General features: G+C 66.7%; 20 protein-coding genes and 1 pseudogene. 15 read left to right on the forward strand and 6 right to left on the reverse strand.

Translation table 11 applies throughout. The annotated features are described in order from the left end of the window. Positions 1 to 55 precede the first annotated feature (55 nt). The 3 genes from purT to AC3A6J_RS16665 are packed head-to-tail and all read left to right on the forward strand — an operon-like array spanning position 56 to position 2,716. Positions 56 to 1,258, forward strand: coding sequence for a formate-dependent phosphoribosylglycinamide formyltransferase (gene purT, locus AC3A6J_RS16655; protein WP_487861069.1), 1,203 nt, complete (start codon positions 56 to 58; stop codon positions 1,256 to 1,258). A gap of 30 nt (positions 1,259 to 1,288) precedes the next feature. Then, positions 1,289 to 2,245 (forward strand): alpha/beta hydrolase, encoded by a 957-nt coding sequence (locus tag AC3A6J_RS16660; protein ID WP_487861070.1) that lies wholly within the window; start codon positions 1,289 to 1,291, stop codon positions 2,243 to 2,245. Between the two features lie 9 nt (positions 2,246 to 2,254). Further along, positions 2,255 to 2,716 carry an EVE domain-containing protein gene (locus AC3A6J_RS16665; protein WP_487861071.1) on the forward strand — a complete coding sequence of 154 codons (462 nt, stop codon included), beginning with the start codon at positions 2,255 to 2,257 and terminating at the stop codon, positions 2,714 to 2,716. A 1-nt stretch (position 2,717) separates the two neighbouring features. On the opposite strand, the gene AC3A6J_RS16670 is transcribed toward AC3A6J_RS16665, so the two are convergent. Together AC3A6J_RS16670 and AC3A6J_RS16675 are read right to left on the reverse strand one after the other, a co-directional pair. Then, positions 2,718 to 3,371 (reverse strand): MarC family protein, encoded by a 654-nt coding sequence (locus tag AC3A6J_RS16670; protein WP_487861072.1) that lies wholly within the window; start codon positions 3,369 to 3,371, stop codon positions 2,718 to 2,720. A gap of 2 nt (positions 3,372 to 3,373) precedes the next feature. Beyond that, positions 3,374 to 4,120, reverse strand: coding sequence for an SDR family oxidoreductase (locus AC3A6J_RS16675; RefSeq protein WP_487861073.1), 747 nt, complete (start codon positions 4,118 to 4,120; stop codon positions 3,374 to 3,376). A 73-nt stretch (positions 4,121 to 4,193) separates the two neighbouring features. Between AC3A6J_RS16675 and AC3A6J_RS16680 the strand changes: the two genes are divergently transcribed. Both AC3A6J_RS16680 and AC3A6J_RS16685 read left to right on the forward strand, forming a co-directional pair. Continuing rightward, positions 4,194 to 4,793: a DsbA family protein gene (locus tag AC3A6J_RS16680; protein WP_487861074.1), complete on the forward strand. Its 600-nt coding sequence runs from the start codon at positions 4,194 to 4,196 to the stop codon at positions 4,791 to 4,793. A gap of 58 nt (positions 4,794 to 4,851) precedes the next feature. Next, a complete protein-coding gene (locus AC3A6J_RS16685) occupies positions 4,852 to 5,535 on the forward strand; it encodes a dienelactone hydrolase family protein (RefSeq protein ID WP_487861075.1) in 684 nt (227 codons plus the stop codon). Here the strand turns inward: AC3A6J_RS16685 and AC3A6J_RS16690 are convergent, their stop codons facing one another. Beyond that, the gene (locus AC3A6J_RS16690) at positions 5,536 to 6,447 is read right to left on the reverse strand and encodes a LysR family transcriptional regulator (RefSeq protein WP_487861076.1); all 912 of its coding nucleotides are present in this window, start codon (positions 6,445 to 6,447) and stop codon (positions 5,536 to 5,538) included. Positions 6,448 to 6,700: 253 nt separating this feature from the next. Between AC3A6J_RS16690 and AC3A6J_RS16695 the strand changes: the two genes are divergently transcribed. After that, positions 6,701 to 7,069 (forward strand): DUF4148 domain-containing protein, encoded by a 369-nt coding sequence (locus AC3A6J_RS16695; protein ID WP_487861077.1) that lies wholly within the window; start codon positions 6,701 to 6,703, stop codon positions 7,067 to 7,069. Positions 7,070 to 7,148: 79 nt separating this feature from the next. Here the strand turns inward: AC3A6J_RS16695 and AC3A6J_RS16700 are convergent, their stop codons facing one another. The 3 genes from AC3A6J_RS16700 to AC3A6J_RS16710 form a co-directional block, all read right to left on the reverse strand. Then, the gene (locus AC3A6J_RS16700; RefSeq protein ID WP_487861078.1) at positions 7,149 to 8,300 is read right to left on the reverse strand and encodes a magnesium transporter CorA family protein; all 1,152 of its coding nucleotides are present in this window, start codon (positions 8,298 to 8,300) and stop codon (positions 7,149 to 7,151) included. 14 nt (positions 8,301 to 8,314) lie between these two features. Beyond that, complete coding sequence (hemB, locus tag AC3A6J_RS16705; protein WP_487861098.1) at positions 8,315 to 9,307, reverse strand: porphobilinogen synthase; 993 nt, start codon at positions 9,305 to 9,307, stop codon at positions 8,315 to 8,317. A gap of 129 nt (positions 9,308 to 9,436) precedes the next feature. Beyond that, positions 9,437 to 9,610 carry a hypothetical protein gene (locus AC3A6J_RS16710; RefSeq protein ID WP_487861079.1) on the reverse strand — a complete coding sequence of 58 codons (174 nt, stop codon included), beginning with the start codon at positions 9,608 to 9,610 and terminating at the stop codon, positions 9,437 to 9,439. A 54-nt stretch (positions 9,611 to 9,664) separates the two neighbouring features. Here AC3A6J_RS16710 and AC3A6J_RS16715 point away from each other — a divergent pair, with 54 nt between their 5' ends. The 9 genes and pseudogenes from AC3A6J_RS16715 to AC3A6J_RS16755 all read left to right on the forward strand — a co-directional run. Beyond that, positions 9,665 to 10,093: a CopD family protein gene (locus AC3A6J_RS16715; protein ID WP_487861080.1), complete on the forward strand. Its 429-nt coding sequence runs from the start codon at positions 9,665 to 9,667 to the stop codon at positions 10,091 to 10,093. A gap of 13 nt (positions 10,094 to 10,106) precedes the next feature. Beyond that, on the forward strand, positions 10,107 to 11,222 hold the full coding sequence (locus tag AC3A6J_RS16720) for a VanZ family protein (RefSeq protein ID WP_487861081.1): 1,116 nt from the start codon (positions 10,107 to 10,109) through the stop codon (positions 11,220 to 11,222). Positions 11,223 to 11,245: 23 nt separating this feature from the next. Next, positions 11,246 to 11,599: a (2Fe-2S) ferredoxin domain-containing protein gene (locus AC3A6J_RS16725; protein WP_487861082.1), complete on the forward strand. Its 354-nt coding sequence runs from the start codon at positions 11,246 to 11,248 to the stop codon at positions 11,597 to 11,599. A gap of 71 nt (positions 11,600 to 11,670) precedes the next feature. Continuing rightward, the gene (locus AC3A6J_RS16730; protein WP_487861083.1) at positions 11,671 to 12,306 is read left to right on the forward strand and encodes an alpha/beta hydrolase; all 636 of its coding nucleotides are present in this window, start codon (positions 11,671 to 11,673) and stop codon (positions 12,304 to 12,306) included. A gap of 44 nt (positions 12,307 to 12,350) precedes the next feature. Beyond that, positions 12,351 to 13,520 carry a D-alanyl-D-alanine carboxypeptidase family protein gene (locus AC3A6J_RS16735; protein ID WP_487861084.1) on the forward strand — a complete coding sequence of 390 codons (1,170 nt, stop codon included), beginning with the start codon at positions 12,351 to 12,353 and terminating at the stop codon, positions 13,518 to 13,520. A gap of 215 nt (positions 13,521 to 13,735) precedes the next feature. Next, complete coding sequence (rpsL, locus tag AC3A6J_RS16740) at positions 13,736 to 14,113, forward strand: 30S ribosomal protein S12 (RefSeq protein WP_013543948.1); 378 nt, start codon at positions 13,736 to 13,738, stop codon at positions 14,111 to 14,113. A gap of 153 nt (positions 14,114 to 14,266) precedes the next feature. Continuing rightward, positions 14,267 to 14,740: a 30S ribosomal protein S7 gene (gene rpsG, locus AC3A6J_RS16745; protein ID WP_435512657.1), complete on the forward strand. Its 474-nt coding sequence runs from the start codon at positions 14,267 to 14,269 to the stop codon at positions 14,738 to 14,740. A 96-nt stretch (positions 14,741 to 14,836) separates the two neighbouring features. Next, positions 14,837 to 16,936, forward strand: coding sequence for an elongation factor G (fusA, locus tag AC3A6J_RS16750; RefSeq protein ID WP_487861085.1), 2,100 nt, complete (start codon positions 14,837 to 14,839; stop codon positions 16,934 to 16,936). A 152-nt stretch (positions 16,937 to 17,088) separates the two neighbouring features. Beyond that, a pseudogene (locus AC3A6J_RS16755) lies at positions 17,089 to 17,160 on the forward strand (GTP-binding protein); the annotation flags it as partial.

The raw sequence follows: 17,160 nt of genomic DNA on the forward strand, positions 1-17,160 counted from the left end.
ACAGTGCGGCGGTCGTCTCTTTTTCTTCGCTTTTTTGTCCCTCTTCGAACCGCCCATGACCACCCTCGGCACCCCTCTTTCCCCTTCCGCCACCCGCGTGATGCTGCTCGGCTCGGGCGAGCTCGGCAAGGAGGTGCTGATCGCCCTGCAGCGCCTCGGCGTCGAGACCATCGCCGTCGACCGCTACGAGAACGCGCCGGGCCACCAGGTGGCGCACCATGCGCGCACCATCACGATGAGCGACCCCGATCAGCTCAAGGCGCTGATCGAGGCCGAAAAACCACATCTCGTGGTGCCCGAGATCGAAGCCATCGCCACGCCGATGCTGCAGCAGCTCGAGGACGCGGGCGTGGTGCGCGTGATTCCCACGGCGCGCGCCGCGCGCCTCACGATGGACCGCGAAGGCATCCGCCGCCTTGCCGCCGAGACGCTGGGGGTGCCGACCAGCCCCTACAGGTTCTGCGACTCCCTGCCCGAACTGCAGGCCGCGATCGACGAGGGCATCGGTTATCCCTGCATCGTGAAGCCCGTGATGAGCAGCTCGGGCAAGGGCCAGAGCAAGATCGACGGCCCGGCCGACGTGAAGAAGGCCTGGGACTACGCCATGGCCGGCGGCCGCGTCAGCCATGGCCGCGTGATCGTCGAGGGCTTCATCGACTTCGACTACGAGATCACGCTGCTCACCGTGCGCGCCAAGGACGCGGCCGGCGCGGTGCAGACGCAGTTCTGCGAACCGATCGGCCATGTGCAGGTCAGCGGCGACTACGTCGAGAGCTGGCAGCCGCATCCGATGGCGCCAGCCGCGCTGCGGAAGGCACAGCAGATCGCCCAGGCCGTCACGGCCGACCTGGGCGGCCAGGGCCTGTTCGGTGTCGAGCTGTTCGTGAAGGGCGACGAAGTCTGGTTCAGCGAGGTGAGCCCGCGTCCGCACGACACCGGCATGGTCACCATGGCCACCCAGTGGCAGAACGAATTCGAGCTGCATGCGCGCGCGATCCTCGGACTTCCGGTCGACACCACGCTCAAGAGCCCGGGCGCGAGCGCGGTGATCTATGGCGGCGTCGATGCCGCGGGCATCGCGTTCGACGGCGTGGCCGAGGCGCTGCAGGTGCCCGGCAGCGATGTGCGGCTGTTCGGCAAGCCCGAGAGCTTCGCGAAGCGCCGCATGGGCGTGGCGCTGGCGCACGCGGCCGACGTGCAGACGGCACGCGCCAACGCCAAGGAAGCCGCCTCGCGCGTGAAGCCGCGCAAGGCCTGAACAACAACCGCTGCCCGATCGGAGCTTGCCATGCTGCATCCCCAGGCCCGCGCGCTGCTCGATTTGATCGCGGCGCGCGGCGTTCCGCCGACGCACACGCTCTCGCCCGCCGAGGCGCGGGCCGTCTATCTCGAGCGCCGTGCCGCCACGCAGCCGGCACCGCCGCCGGTCGCCGAGGTCCGCGCGCTCGCGGCCCAGGGGCCGCATGGCGCGATCCCGATGCGGCTCTACCGCCCGCTCGGTGCCGCTGCCGACGCGGCGCTGCCGGCGCTGGTGTACCTGCATGGCGGCGGCTGGGTCATCGGCGACCTGGACACGCACGACGTGCTGTGCCGCTCGCTGGCGAACGGCGCAGGCTGCGCGGTGCTGTCGGTCGACTATCGCCTCGGGCCCGAGCACCGCTTTCCGGCCGCCGTGGACGACGCCATCGCGGCCACGCGCTGGGTGCACGGCCAGGCGGCCTCGCTCGGTCTCGATGCCGCCCGCCTTGCGATCGGCGGCGACAGCGCGGGCGGCAACCTCGCGGCGGTGGTGGCGATCGCCGCGCGCGATGCCGGCGACCTGCCGCTTGCATTCCAGCTGCTGGTCTACCCGGCCACCGACATGCGCCGCGGCCATCCGTCGCACCAGGCGAACGGGCAGGGCTACCTGCTCACGACCGATTCGATGCGCTACTACCACGACCACTACATCGACGACGCCCGGCACGACACCGACTGGCGCGCGTCGCCGCTGCTGCACCCCGACCTGTCGCGCCTGCCGCCGGCGCTGGTGCTCACCGCCGGCTTCGATCCGCTGCGCGACGAAGGCATGGCCTATGCCGAGGCGCTCACCGCGGCCGGCAACCGCGCGGCGTACGTCTGCTTCGAGCGCCAGATCCATGGCTTCATCACCATGGGCAAGGTGCTCGACGAGGCGAACACCGCCGTCGCGCTGTGCTGCGCGGAACTGCGACGCGCATTCGAATCCGGCAACCCGAGCTCCTGAGGTGGCGCCATGCCCAACTACTGGCTGATGAAATCCGAGCCCGACGAGGTGTCGATCGACGATGCGCTCGCCGCGCCCGATGCCACCGTCGCGTGGACCGGCGTGCGCAATTACCAGGCACGCAACTTCATGCGCGATGGCATGCAGGTCGGCGACGGCGTGCTGTTCTATCACTCGAGCTGCCCCGAGCCCGGCATCGCAGGCCTTGCGCGCGTGGCCTCGGGCGTCAAGCCCGATCCCACGCAGTTCGATCCGAAGTCGCCGTACTACGACGCGGCCTCGAAGCCCGACGCACCGCGCTGGCTGCTGGTCGACGTGCAGGCCGTGCGCAAGACGCGTCTGCTGTCGCTGCCCGAGTTGCGCGCGAAGCTCGAACTCGCCGACATGGTGGTGCTGCGCAAGGGCAACCGGCTGTCGATCACGCCGGTGGAGCCGGCGCACTGGCGCATCGTCGAAAAGATGCTGGCCTGAATCAGGCCGCGCGCTGGAGGATGGGAAACAGCTTGCCGAGCCCGTCCGCCATCACCTCGACCGCGAGCGCCGCGAGGATCAGGCCCATGAGCCGGGTCATGATGTTGATGCCGGTCTTGCCGAGCACGCGAGCGATCGGTTGCGCGAGCGAGAAGGCCAGCGCGGTCGCGAGCGCCACCACCACGCCGTAGCCCACGAGCAGCGCGAGCTCCCACAGGCGCTGCGCCTTGTCGGCGTAGATCACCACCGTCGAGATCGTGGCGGGCCCGGTGAGCAGCGGAATCGTGAGCGGCACGACCGCGATCGATGCGCCCATCGAGGCCTTGACCTCGGTGGCCCGCAACTCCTCCACGTTGGTCTTGCTCTCGGCCGGCTTCGCATTGAGCATCGACAGCGAGCTCATGAGCAGCAGCAGGCCGCCGCCGACCTGGAAGCTCGCGATCGAGATGCCGAAGAACGACAGCAGCTGCAGCCCGAGCAGTGCGCTCACCGCGATCACCACGAAGGCGCTGAAGGCCGACATGCGCACCGTGTGGCGGCGCTGCGCATCGGAGTAGCCCTGCGTGTAGTGGATGAAGAAGGGCACGATGGCCAGCGGGTTGACGATGGCCACCAGCGTGACCAGCGGCTTGATCAGGTCCATCGATGTGCTCATGCCTACCTTCCCCCGGTCACGTCGAGCAGCGCCATGGTCGTGTAGCTGGCTTCGGGCGACAGCAGCCAGACGATGGCGTTGGCAATTTCCTCGGCGCTGCCGGTGCGCTGCATCGGCACGGTCGGCGCGAGTTCGGCGGCGCGTTCGGGCATGCCGCCCGAGGCGTGGATGTCGGTGTCGATCAGGCCGGGGCGCACCGCGTTGACGCGAATGCCCTCGGCCGCCACTTCCTTCGCGAGGCCGATCGTGAAGGTGTCGATCGCGCCCTTGCTCGCCGCATAGTCGACGTACTGGCCGGGCGAGCCGAGCCGCGCCGCGCCGCTCGAGACGTTGACGATGGCGCCGCCCGCGCCGCCGTGGCGCGTGCTCATGCGCCGCACCGCCTCGCGTGCGCAGACGAAGCTGCCGATCACGTTGATGCGGAACATGCGTTCGAGGCGCGCCACGCTCATTTCGTCGACGCGGGCCCGCATGTCGACCACGCCGGCGTTGTTGACCAGCGCCGTGAGGCGGCCGAGGCGGGCATCGATCTTCTCGAACATCGCGAGCACCTGTGCCTCGTCGCCCACGTCGGCCTGCACGGCGATGGCGGTGCCGCCGCCCGCGCGGACCGTGCGCACCACTTCGTCGGCGGCGAGCGAGTTGTGCGCGTAGTTGACTGCCACCGCATAACCGCGCCGTGCCGCGAGCAGCGCGGTGGCGGCGCCGATGCCGCGGCCGCCACCGGTGACCAAGAGTACTTGCTCCAAATCCGACCTCCTGCACAGAAACTGCGCGTCAGTTAAAACGGTTGGCTTGGATTACATCACCGAGGGCGAGCGCATGAGCCGTACAGTCGACTATTACTTTGCGCCGCAGAGTCCCTGGACCTACCTGGGCCACGCGCGCTTTGCCGCCATCGCTTCGGCCGCCGGCGCCACCGTGCGGGTGCGGCCGGTGGACCTGGGCAGCGTCTTTCCGATCTCGGGCGGGCTGCCGCTCGGCAAGCGCGCCCCGCAGCGACAGGCCTACCGCCTGGTCGAACTGGCGCGGTTCTCGCGGCACCTCGGGCTGCCGCTCAACCCCAAGCCCAAGTTCTTCCCGGTGGCGAGCGACGACGCGGCACGGGTCATCATCGCGGCCGACCTGCATGACGGCACCGAGGCCGCCATGCGCATGTGCGCAGCGGTGTTCGCGGCGGTGTGGGTGCAGGAGCGCAACATCGGCGACCCGAAGGTGCTCGAGGCGCTGATCGCCGAATGCGGTCTGCCGCCCAAGCGCTCGGAACAGTCGCAGAGCCAGACCGTGCAGGAGCGTTACGAGGCCTACACGCAGGAAGCCATCGACATTCAGGTGTTCGGCGCACCGAGCTATGTGATCGACGGCGAGATCTTCTGGGGCCAGGACCGGCTCGATTTCGTCGAGCGCGCGCTGCGCCCGTGACCGCGGCGCCGGCGCCCGCCGTCTTCTTCATCCACTTGCCATCAGGAGCATGACAACCATGGGCCAATTCATCGATCTCACCGCCAAGGACGGCTTCGCCTTTCCGGCCTACGTGGCCGAACCCGCGGGCACGCCGCGCGGCGCGATCGTCGTGCTGCAGGAGATCTTCGGCGTCAATTCGCACATCCGCTCGGTCGCCGACGGCTACGCGGCCGAGGGCTACCTCGCTGTGGCGCCATCGACCTTCCACCGCGTGCAGCCCGGTGTCGACATCGGCTACGGGCCCGACGACATGAAAGCCGGCTCGGCGCTCAAGGCCGCGGTCGAGGCGCTGCCGGCACCCGGTGTGCTGCAGGACGTGGAGGCCGCCGTGGCCTATGCGGCCAAGGCCGGCAAGGTGGGCATCGTCGGCTACTGCTGGGGCGGCCTGCTGACCTGGCGCGCCGCGAGCCTGATCCCGGGCCTGGCCGCGGCCGTGCCTTACTACGGCGGCGGCATGACCTCGCCCGACGAAAGCGCGCGCCAGCCGAAGGTGCCGGTGCTCGCGCACTTCGGCAAGCGCGACCACTGGATCCCGATCGACAGCGTCGAGGCGTTCGGCAAGGCACACCCCGACGTGGAGGTGCACGTCTACGAGGCGGACCACGGCTTCAACTGCGACCAGCGCGGTGCATACGACGCCGAATCGGCCAAGCTCGCGCGTTCGCGCACGCTGGCGTTCTTCGGCCAGCACGTGGGCTGATCAAGGCTTGCTCTTGCGGGCCGCGGCGCCCTTGCCGACGCGCGTCTGCAGGAAGTCGAGCAGCGCACGCAGCGCGGCGCTGTTGTGGCGCCGCTGCAGGTAGGCGGCCGAGAGCCACATGTCCTTGCGCGCATGGTCCTGCAGCACGGGCACCAGTTCGCCTTCGTCGATGTGCGACTGGACCAGGAGCGACGGCAGGTAGATCACGCCGAAGCCGCGCATCGCAACCTGGATCAGCGGCGCGCCCTCGGTGCAGTCCATGCGGCTCCTCACAGCCACGTCGAGCGGCGCGCCACCGTCGTCGAAGCGCCAGACCGGCTGCGTGCCGAGCAGCGAATGCGTGAGCGCGTCGTGATTGGCGAGTTCGCCCGGATGCGCCGGCTTGCCGTGCTTCTTCCAGTAGGCCGGAGAGGCGCAGACCACCATCTCCATCAGCATCAGCTTGCGCACGATGAGGTTGGCGTCTTCCACCGGGCCGCTGCGGATGTCGACGTCGATGCCTTCCTCCGCGAGGTCGACCGTGCGGTTGGTCAATTGCAGGCTGATGCTCACGTCGGGGTAGTAGCGCATGAAGTCGGCCAGAAGGCTCGGGAACTCGCCGTTGCCCATGCCGTGCGGCGCCGAAATCCGCAGCCGGCCGCCGGGCTGCCGCGCGCGCTCCTGCAGTTCGGCCTGGGTCAACTCGACCATCTCGAGCACCGGCGTGCTGCGCTCGAGCAGCAACTGCCCGGCGTCGGTCAGGCTCACCGACCGCGTGGACCGGTTGAGCAGGCGCACGCCGAAGCGGGTCTCGAGTTCGGCCACGTACTTGCTCACCGTGGCCTTGGACATCGACAGCTTCTTGGCCGCCTGCGAGAAGCTGCCCTGCGAAGCGACCTCCCTGAAGGTTTTGATCAGATCGAGACTGTCCATGTCGAAGCGCCCTTGTTCTTTTCCGCGCGGCCCGCGGGGTGACGCGATTTTCCAGGGTTTTGGCGGCGGGATGCGCCAGCGGCCGGTCCTTGCGCCGGGCCACGCCGCGGTTCGTCATTGTTTCAATAGAGGAAACACGGTGTCTCTGTTCCGCATGTTTTGCTAACGAATTTCAGCAGGACACTCGCCGCACAGGTGAGCGAACCAGCGAGCCTGGTGGACGAACCATCCAACGAACACAAGGAACTGAAAAATGAAGACCTCGCACCTCCTCGCCGCCGCTGCCATCGCCGTTCTGGCCGCCACCGGCGCCCAAGCCGAAACCTACGAAGGCGTGAACACCGCCATCTCCACCAAGAGCCGCGACGAAGTCAACGCCGAAGCCGTGCGTGCCGCCTCGGCACCGAACCAGAACGTGACCCGCGGTTCGCGCGGCCCGGAAACGGTCGCTGTGTCGAAGGACCGCGCGCTCGTCGAAGCCGAAGCGATCCGTGCGGCCCACGCGCCTGACCAGAACGTGACGGGCGGCTCGCGCGTCAACAGCAAGGTCGTTTCGACCATGCCCCACCCGATGGACGCCCGCGTCCAGGCCCAGCAAGGCTCGGGCGCCGTCGCCAAGTAAGGCCGGCGAAGCCGCGCCTCGCGCGCGGCTGAAGGACAAAAGGGCTGCGCCGAGGCGCAGCCCTTTTTTTTGCCTTGCTTCAGCGCGTGCGCGCGAGATAGCGCTTGCGCCAGAACACGAGGATCAGCACCGCGGCGATGACGAGCATCGAGAGCACCGCGATCCAGAATCCGTCGGCCTTGTGCACGAGCGGAATGAAGTCGAAGTTCATGCCGAAGATCCCGGCGATGAGGTTGAGCGGCAGAAACACGGCCGTCAGTGCCGTGAGCACCCGCATGATGTCGTTGGCGCGGTGCCCCTGCACGCTGAAATGCATCTGTACCGCGGTCTCGGCGTTCTGCTCGAGCCGGCGCACGTGGTGGACCACGCGCTGGATGTGCTCGAGCACGTCGCGGCTGCGCACCATGATCAGCTCGCGCTCGCGCTTCTCGGCCTCGCCCTTGGGCGTGGGCAGTGTCTCGAGCGAGTCGATCCAGTCCTGGATCGCGGCGCGCTGGTCCTCGCAGATCTCGTCGAGGTGGTGCAGCGACTGCCGGGCCTCCATCAGCGCACTCCAGTTGGTGAAGCGGCTGCGCGGATCGATCAGTTCGGTCTGCCAGTGGTCGAGCTGCCGCGTGAGTTCGCGGCGCATGTCGAGGTAGCGGTCGACGATCTGGTTGATCACGCGCAGCATCAGGTCGGCGGTGCTGGTCGGCACGCGTGCCGAGATGGCGCGCACGTCGAGCGCCGGGGCGCCCTGGTCGTCGGGCGATGCGGCCGCGAGCAGGCGCGCGGCGAAGGCATCGCGCACGGCACCGTCCTCGGGGTGCACCGACAGCAGCACGCGGTCGAACAGCGCGAAGCCCACCGGGCGGGTGTCGACCCGGCGCAGCGCGGGCGGGCCGCGGCGCGAGGGCGCGGTGGGAAGCGGCGCCTCGCCCCCGTTGCCGGCGGCTGCCTGCGCGCCGGGCCCCGTGGCAAGGCGGCGGAACACCAGCACGTCGTATTGCGAGGTGTAGTCGTAGTGCGACGGCAACTGGTCGTTGAGCAGGTCGGCCACATGCAGGTCGACCAGCTGTGCGTGGCAGAGGGTCTGCAGAATGTGCTGCACTTCGGCCAGCGAGGCGCGGAATTCGTCGCGTGTGAGCGATAGCCAGAGGTAGCCCGTCGCCGCGCATGCGCCGGGCACCGCCAGCGGCGCCAGTGCCGGGTGCTCGCTGACCTGCGAGCCGTTGATTTCGAAGATGCGCATCGGGACCGACGCGGTCAGCGCTGCTGCTGCAGCAGGCGCGCGGCGTCGAGGGCGAAGTAGGTGAGCACGCCATCCGCGCCGGCGCGCTTGAAGGCGAGCAGGCTCTCGAGCACCACCGCGTCGTGGTCGAGCCAGCCGTTCTGGGCCGCGGCCTTCAGCATCGCGTATTCACCGCTCACCTGGTAGGCGAAGGTGGGCACGCGGAACGCGTCTTTCACGCGGCGCACGATGTCGAGGTAGGGCATGCCGGGCTTCACCATCACCATGTCGGCGCCTTCCGCGATGTCGAGCCCCACTTCGCGCAGTGCTTCGTCGCTGTTGCCCGGGTCCATCTGGTAGACCTTCTTGTTGCTCTTGCCGAGCGTCGCGGCCGAACCGACCGCATCGCGAAACGGGCCGTAGAAGGCGCTCGCGTACTTGGCGCTGTAGGCCATGATGCGGGTGTGGATGTCGCCCCGGGCTTCGAGTGCGCCCCGGATCGCGCCGATGCGGCCGTCCATCATGTCGCTCGGTGCCACGATGTCGACGCCGGCCTGCGACTGGCAGAGCGCCTGCTTCACGAGCACTTCGACGGTCGCGTCGTTCAGGATGTACCCGGTCTCGTCGAGCAGGCCGTCCTGGCCATGGCTGGTGTAGGGGTCGAGTGCCACGTCGGTCATCACGCCCAGTTCGGGAAAGCGCGACTTGAGCGCCGCGACCACGCGCGGGATCAGCCCGTCGGGGTTGAACGCTTCCGTGCCGTCGGGCGTCTTGAGGCTTGCATCGATCACCGGAAAGAGCGCCATCGCCGGAATGCCAGCCGCGACGCATTGCTCGGCCACGGGCAGCAACAGGTCGAGGCTCAGGCGTTCGACGCCCGGCATGGAAGGCACGGCATCGCGCTTCTTCTCACCTTCCTGCACGAACACCGGGTAAATGAGGTCATGTGCCGTCAACGCGTGCTCTCTCACCAAGTTCCGGGTGAAGGTGTCGCGGCGCAGCCGGCGCGGCCGGCCGGCGGGGTACATGGCAAAGGAGGGGGTGGATGACGTCATAGGCGGAAAATTGTGCCTGATGCATGTTCTGGCGGCGTGGACTGCGATCTGTTGTCGGACAACCTTGATCGTGATTAGCTAAAAAGCTCTCATTTTTCGCTCTCAAATGTGAAAGAAATCAACCGATTGCTTGAAACCTTGTTGTGTCTTTGTTAAATTCTGAGCGGGCGGCTTGCCGCTCCCCGCTTTTCCTCCCTGAGCGGGTGCCTTGATGTGTGACAGCAAAAGGGCTTCCCAGCCCGGCGTGAAGACGTCGGGCTTTTTTTTGCCCGTCATTTTGTCAACCGTGGCCGCGCGGAAAAACGCGTGTCATCCCACTAAACTGGCCGGATGCTCTGGGTTAAATCGCTTCACATCGTCTTCATTGCCAGTTGGTTCGCGGGGTTGTTCTACCTCCCGCGGATCTTCGTCAACCTGGCCATGGTCCCGCCCGAGTCGGTTGCAGAACGTGAGCGCTTGCTCCTGATGGCGCGCAAGCTGTTCCGCTTCACTACCTTTCTGGCCGTGCCGGCCGTCGTTTTCGGCCTCTGGCTTTGGCTCGGCTACGGCATCGGACGCGGGCCCGGCAACGGCTGGATGCATGCCAAGCTCGCGCTGGTGCTCGCGGTGATCGGCTATCACCACGGCTGCGGCGTGCTGCTGCGGCGCTTCGTGGCCGGTGGCGACCGGCGCAGCGACCGGTGGTACCGCTGGTTCAACGAACTGCCGGTGCTGCTGCTGCTCGGGATCGTGGTGCTGGTGGTGGTCAAGCCCTTCTGAGCCGGTCGCCAAGGTGGAGAAGCCGCACAAGTCCGCTGCGCTGCCGCTGGCGCTGGCCTATGCGGCGCTGATCGCGTACGCGAGCCTGTACCCGTTCGCGGACTGGCGCGATCAGGGTATTGCGCCCTGGGAGTACCTGTGGGCGCCGTGGCCCAAGTACTGGACCGGCTTCGACTTCGCGGTCAATGTGGTCGGCTACGTGCCTTTCGGCTTCCTGTGGGCGCTCGCGGTGCTGCGCACACGGCCCGCGGCGAGCGTCTGGCGTGCGGTTCTGCTGGCGGCGCTGGCCGGGGCGGTGGTCTCGTTCGCGATGGAAATGTTGCAGAGCTATCTGCCGGCGCGGATCCCGTCGAATGTGGACCTGGGCCTCAACACCGCGGGCGCACTGGCGGGGGCGCTGTTGGCCGCGGCGCTGGAGCGCGTCGGCGGGGTGGCGCACTGGAGCCGGACGCGTTCGCAGTGGTTCGTCGACGAGGCCCGCGGCGCGCTGGTGTTGCTCGCGCTGTGGCCGCCAGCGCTGCTGTTTCCGGCCTCGGTGACCTTCGGGCTGGGCCAGGTGTTCGAGCGGGTCGAGGTCGCGATCGCAGAGTGGCTGCTCGACACGCCGTTCATCGACTGGATGCCGCTGCGCCAGTTCGAACTCGAGCCGCTGGTGCCCGCCGTCGAGCTGCTCTGCGTGATGCTCGGCGCGCTGGTGCCGTGCCTCTTGGCCTTCCTGGTCGCGCGCTCGGTGGCGCGGCGTGCCGTGCTGCTGCCGCTGACGCTGCTCGCGGGTATCGGCGCTTCGGCGCTGTCGGCGGCCCTGAGCTACGGCCCTGCGCATGCATGGGCCTGGCTCGGCCTGCCGGTACAGGTCGGCATCGCGGCGGCACTGGTGGCCGGCGTGCTGCTGCTCGCAGCGCCCCGCCGGCTCTGCGCGGCACTGCTGCTCGTGAGCCTGGTCGTGCAGCTGAGCCTGCTCAACCAGGCGCCCGAGAGCGCGTACTTCGCGCAGACGCTCGCCACCTGGGAGCAGGGGCGCTTCATCCGCTTCCATGGGCTGGCGCAATGGCTGGGCTGGCTGTGGCCGTTCGCGGTGCTGGCTTACGTGGTGGTGACCCTGTCGCGCCGGTCGAAACCGGCCGCCTGACAATGCGTCACTAAAATCCACCGATGCCCAGTTCCACTCCCGACGCGCCGCGGGGCTACTACGAGCGCCACATCTTCTTCTGCCTCAACGAACGCAAGAACGGCGAGGACAGCTGCGCGCTGCACAACGCGCAGTCGGGCTTCGACCGCTGCAAGGCCAAGGTCAAGGAAGCGGGGCTTGCCGGGGTGGGCAAGGTGCGTGTCAACAAGGCCGGCTGCCTCGACCGCTGCGCGGGCGGGCCCGTGGCGGTGGTGTACCCCGAGGCGGTCTGGTACACCTTCGTCGATGCCGAAGACATCGACGAGATCGTCGATTCGCACCTGAAGAACGGCAAGGTGGTCGAGCGGCTCGTGCTGCCGCCGGACGTCGGGCGCTGAACTTTGTCGAGGTCTCGCGCTCGTACCGGGCACCGAGGCGGTCGCCGCCCGGCAGCCACATTTCCTGCACCATGAATTCACAGACCGAAAAACTCCGCCTTCAAGGCGCCGCCGGCGTCATCGAGGTGCAGCGCGACGTGCCGCCCGATGGCGCCACGCGCGGCATCGCGGTGATCGCCCATCCGCATCCGCTGTTCGGCGGCACCATGGACAACAAGGTGGTGCAGACGCTGGCGCGCGCATTCGTTGCCTGCGGCTGGACGGCCTTGCGCTTCAACTTCCGCGGCGTCGGTGCGAGCGAGGGCGTGCACGACGAAGGCCGCGGCGAGTGCGAGGACATGCAGCAGGTCATCGCGCAGCTGGCACCCGAGGGGCCGCTGGCCATCGCCGGCTTCTCGTTCGGCGCCTTCGTCGCGAGCCGCGCGGCCGAGAAGCTCTGGTCCGCGCGCGAGATCCGCCAGCTCGTGCTGGTCGGCACGGCCGCGGCGCGCTTCGCGGTGGCGACGCTGCCGGCCGAGGCGCACGAGCGCACGCTGGTGATCCATGGCGAAGCCGACGACACGGTGCCGCTCGCGGCCGTCATGGACTGGGCGCGGCCGCAGTCACTTCCCGTCACGGTTGTCCCCGGGGGCGGCCATTTCTTTCACGGACAATTGCCGTTGCTCAAAAGCCTCGTCGTCCGCCATCTCCGTGCGGGCGCCGCCTGAAAGCCCCGCGGGCTTGTCTTCGTCTTCTTCCCAATTTCTCTTCCATGAATCGTTTTCTTGACGCGTTCCGTGCGCTCTTCTTCGTCGCTGCCGCATCGGTCGGCATGGCCGCTGCCGCCCAGGTGCCGGCACCGCCCGAAATTGCCGCGCGCAGCTACCTGCTGCTCGACGTCACCGCCAACCAGATCCTCGCGCAGAAGGACATCGACAGCCCGGTCGAGCCGGCTTCGCTCACCAAGTTGATGACCGCGTACGTCGTGTTCGATGCGCTGCGCGCCAAGAAGATCACGCTGACCCAGACCCTTCCGGTCAGCGAGCGGGCCTGGAAGATGCCGGGCTCGCGCATGTTCATCGATCCGAAGATGCAGGTGCCGGTCGAGGACCTGATCAAGGGTGTCATCGTGCAGTCGGGCAACGACGCCACCGTCGCGCTGGCCGAGGGCGTCGGCGGAACCGTGGAGCACTTCGTCGAGATGATGAATGCCCAAGCCAAGGCGCTCGGCATGAAGAACACCGCCTACAAGAACCCCGAGGGCCTGACCGAGCCCGGCCATACCACCACGGCGCGCGACCTCAGCATCCTGGCCACCCGGCTGGTCCGCGACTTCCCCGAAGAAGCCAAGTACTACGCGATCAAGAAGTACCGCTATCCGGGCACGCCCTCGACCAACGACACCAATCGCAACCTGCTTCTGTTCCGCGATCCGACGGTCGACGGCTTGAAGACCGGCTACACCAGTGCGGCGGGCTACTGCATGATCGCCACCGCCAAGCGCGACTTTCCCAACCTGACAGGCGGGCGCAGGCTCCTGTCCATCGTGCTGGGCACATCGGGTGAAACCGTGCGCGCGAACGAATCGCAGAAGCTGCTGAACTGGGGCTACACGGCCTACGACGCCGTCCGCCTGGTCGAGGCCGGCCAGCCGGCCGCCACGCCGGCCGTCTGGAAGGGCAAGGCGAACACCCTCAAACTCGGCCGGCCGGAGCCGATCGTGGTGGCGGTGCCGGCGGGTACCGCGAGCAAGATCAAGACGCAGGTGGCGCGCCCCGATCCGCTCGTGGCGCCGTTCACCAAATACCAGCCGGTCGGCACGCTCAAGGTGGCGCTGGGCGACCAGCCGGTCGCGGAAGTGCCGCTGGTGGTGCTCGAAGGCGTCGAGCAGGCGGGCGTGTTCGGCCGTGCCTGGGACGCCGTGCGGCTCTGGATCAAGTAGGAAGGCGGCACCGGTCCGCCGGGCAGCGCGAGCCGCTGCCCGGGCCTTCGGGCGTTGACTTTGCCGTTTCAGGCCTGCCTGCTATACTCGTGGGCTTTTCGGAATTTTCCGAAGGGTTTCACGTTTTCGTTATTCCCGGCTTCCCTGTCTTGCGTCACGACAAGCGCAGGGCGGTTTCAGAGCCAGAGCCGGGTTGTTTTGGGACTAATTCATTCATGCCAACCATCAATCAACTGGTGCGTCAGGGTCGAACGGTCGAGAAGATCAATTCGAAGAGCCCTGCCATGCAGAACTCGCCGCAACGCCGCGGTGTCTGCACCCGCGTCTACACCACGACGCCAAAGAAGCCGAACTCGGCACTCCGCAAGGTCGCCAAGGTCCGCCTGACCAATGGCTTCGAAGTCATTTCCTACATCGGCGGCGAAGGCCACAACCTCCAGGAACACAGCGTCGTGCTCGTCCGCGGCGGTCGTGTCAAGGACCTGCCCGGTGTTCGCTACCACATCGTGCGCGGCTCGCTCGACCTGCAAGGCGTGAAAGACCGCAAGCAGTCGCGTTCCAAGTACGGCGCGAAGCGTCCCAAGAAGGCCTAAGCCTTCCTGTCGTCAGAAACAATCAAGCGGTGTTCGGTGGCCTTGGCGGGCCAATCGGACGTAGTGACCCAGGATCGGGTCGAGTAAGTGAGAGTCCGGAATGGCTCTCGCGGTGTCGGAAACGATGCCAACTGAAGCAAAGAGGTTAGAAAAATGCCACGTCGTCGCGAAGTCCCCAAACGTGAAATCCTGCCGGATCCCAAGTACGGCAATGTCGAGCTGTCCAAATTCATGAACGTGATCATGGAAGGCGGCAAGAAGGCTGTTGCCGAGCGCATCATCTACGGTGCACTCGACTTCATCGAGAAGAAGAACCCCGACAAGGACCCGGTCGAGGCGTTCACCGTTGCCATCAACAACGTGAAGCCGATGGTCGAAGTGAAGTCGCGCCGCGTCGGAGGTGCCAACTACCAGGTGCCGGTCGAAGTGCGCCCGGTGCGTCGCCTGGCGCTGTCGATGCGCTGGATCAAGGAAGCCGCCCGCAAGCGTGGTGAAAAGTCGATGGCCTTGCGCCTGGCCAACGAGCTGATGGAAGCCACGGAAGGCCGTGGCGGTGCCATGAAGAAGCGCGACGAAGTGCACCGCATGGCAGAAGCCAATCGGGCGTTCAGCCACTTCCGCTTCTAAAAATCAAACTTCGCTTGGGCGTTGGGTGTCGAGTGTCGGGCGTTGTGCCCGAGCTCGGGGCCCAGCGCTCAACGCATTTCAACCCGAAAGTAAATCATGTCCCGCAAGACCCCCATCGAGCGCTACCGCAACATCGGCATCTCCGCGCACATCGACGCTGGCAAGACCACGACGACCGAACGCATCCTGTTCTACACCGGTGTGAACCACAAGATCGGTGAAGTGCACGACGGCGCCGCCACGATGGACTGGATGGAGCAAGAGCAAGAGCGCGGCATCACGATCACGTCCGCTGCCACCACCTGCTTCTGGAAGGGCATGGCTGGCAAGTTCGAAGAACACCGCATCAACATCATCGACACCCCCGGCCACGTGGACTTCACCATTGAAGTCGAGCGCTCGATGCGCGTGCTGGACGGCGCCGTGATGGTGTACGACGCCGTCGGCGGCGTGCAGCCCCAGTCGGAAACCGTCTGGCGCCAAGCCAACAAGTACAAGGTTCCGCGCCTCGCGTTCGTCAACAAGATGGACCGCACTGGCGCCGACTTTCTGCGCGTGCGCCAGATGATGGTGGACCGCCTGAAGGCCAACCCCGTCGTGATCCAGATCCCGATCGGTGCCGAAGAGCACTTCCAGGGCATCGTCGACCTCGTGAAGATGAAGGCGATCATCTGGGACGAAGACAAGGGCATCACGTTCACCTACGGCGAGATCCCGGCGAACCTGACCGCCGTCTGCAACGAATACCGCGAAAAGCTCGTCGAAGCGGCTGCCGAAGCCAGCGAAGAGCTGATGAACAAGTACCTCGAAGGCAATGAGCTGACCGAGGAAGAGATCAAGGCTGCCATTCGCAAGCGCACCATCGCCGGCGAAATCCAGCCGATGCTGTGCGGCTCGGCCTTCAAGAACAAGGGCGTGCAGGCCATGCTCGACGCCGTCGTCGAATACATGCCCGCGCCGACCGACATTCCCCCGGTCAACGGCCTGGACGAAGACGAAGCCCCCGTGGTCCGCAAGGCTGACGACGGCGAGAAGTTCTCGGCTCTCGCATTCAAGCTGATGACCGACCCGTTCGTGGGCCAGCTGACCTTCGTGCGCGTCTACTCGGGCGTGCTGAGCAAGGGCGACAGCGTCTACAACCCGGTGCGCGGCAAGAAGGAACGTATCGGCCGTATCGTGCAGATGCATGCCAACAACCGCGAAGAAGTCAGCGAAATCCGCGCCGGCGACATTGCCGCCTGCGTGGGCCTGAAGGAAGTCACGACGGGCGAAACCCTGTGCGACCCGACGGCCATCGTGACGCTCGAGCGCATGGTGTTCCCGGAATCGGTGATCTCGCAGGCCGTCGAGCCCAAGACCAAGGCCGACCAGGAAAAGATGGGCATCGCCCTGCAGCGTCTCGCCCAGGAAGATCCTTCGTTCCGCGTCAAGACCGACGAAGAATCGGGCCAGACCATCATCGCCGGCATGGGCGAACTCCACCTTGAAATCATCGTGGACCGCATGAAGCGCGAATTCGGCGTGGACGCCAATGTGGGCAAGCCCCAGGTTGCCTACCGCGAAACGATCCGCAAGACCGTCGAAGAAGCCGAAGGCAAGTTCGTTCGCCAGTCGGGCGGCAAGGGCCAGTACGGCCACGTGGTGCTCAAGCTCGAACCCCAGGAAGCCGGCAAGGGCTTCGAGTTCGTCGATGCCATCAAGGGTGGTGTCGTTCCTCGCGAATACATCCCCGCGGTGGAAAAGGGCGTTGTCGAAGCGCTGACGCAAGGCGTGCTGGCGGGCTACCCCGTCGTCGACGTCAAGGTCACGCTGCACTTCGGTTCGTACCACGATGTGGACTCGAACGAAATGGCGTTCAAGATGGCCGCGATCTTCGGTTTCAAGGAAGGCGCCCGCAAGGCCAGCCCCGTGATCCTGGAGCCAATGATGGCCGTGGAAGTCGAAACGCCTGAAGACTACGCTGGCAACGTGATGGGCGACCTGTCGTCCCGCCGCGGCATGGTGCAGGGCATGGACGACATGATCGGTGGCGGCAAGTCCATCAAGGCCGAAGTGCCGCTGTCGGAAATGTTCGGCTACTCGACCACGCTGCGCTCGATGTCGCAAGGCCGCGCCACGTACACGATGGAGTTCAAGCACTACGCTGAAGCTCCGCGCAACGTGGCCGAAGCCATCGTGGCTGCCCGCGCTAAGTAATGTCTTTGCGGGACAGACGATTTGCGCAGCAAATTTGCTCTGTCCCCAACTTGTCTGCGATCCGGTGCCGCCCTGTTCCCGTGCGGGGCGAACCAGCAATCGGATGCAGACATAAAACCAATACACGGGAATGCTCTTTCAAGGATTGAAAAATGGCAAAAGGTAAATTCACCCGCACCAAGCCGCACGTGAACGTGGGCACGATCGGTCACGTCGACCACGGC

This window comes from Variovorax sp. Soil_C_39, assembly GCF_057656815.1.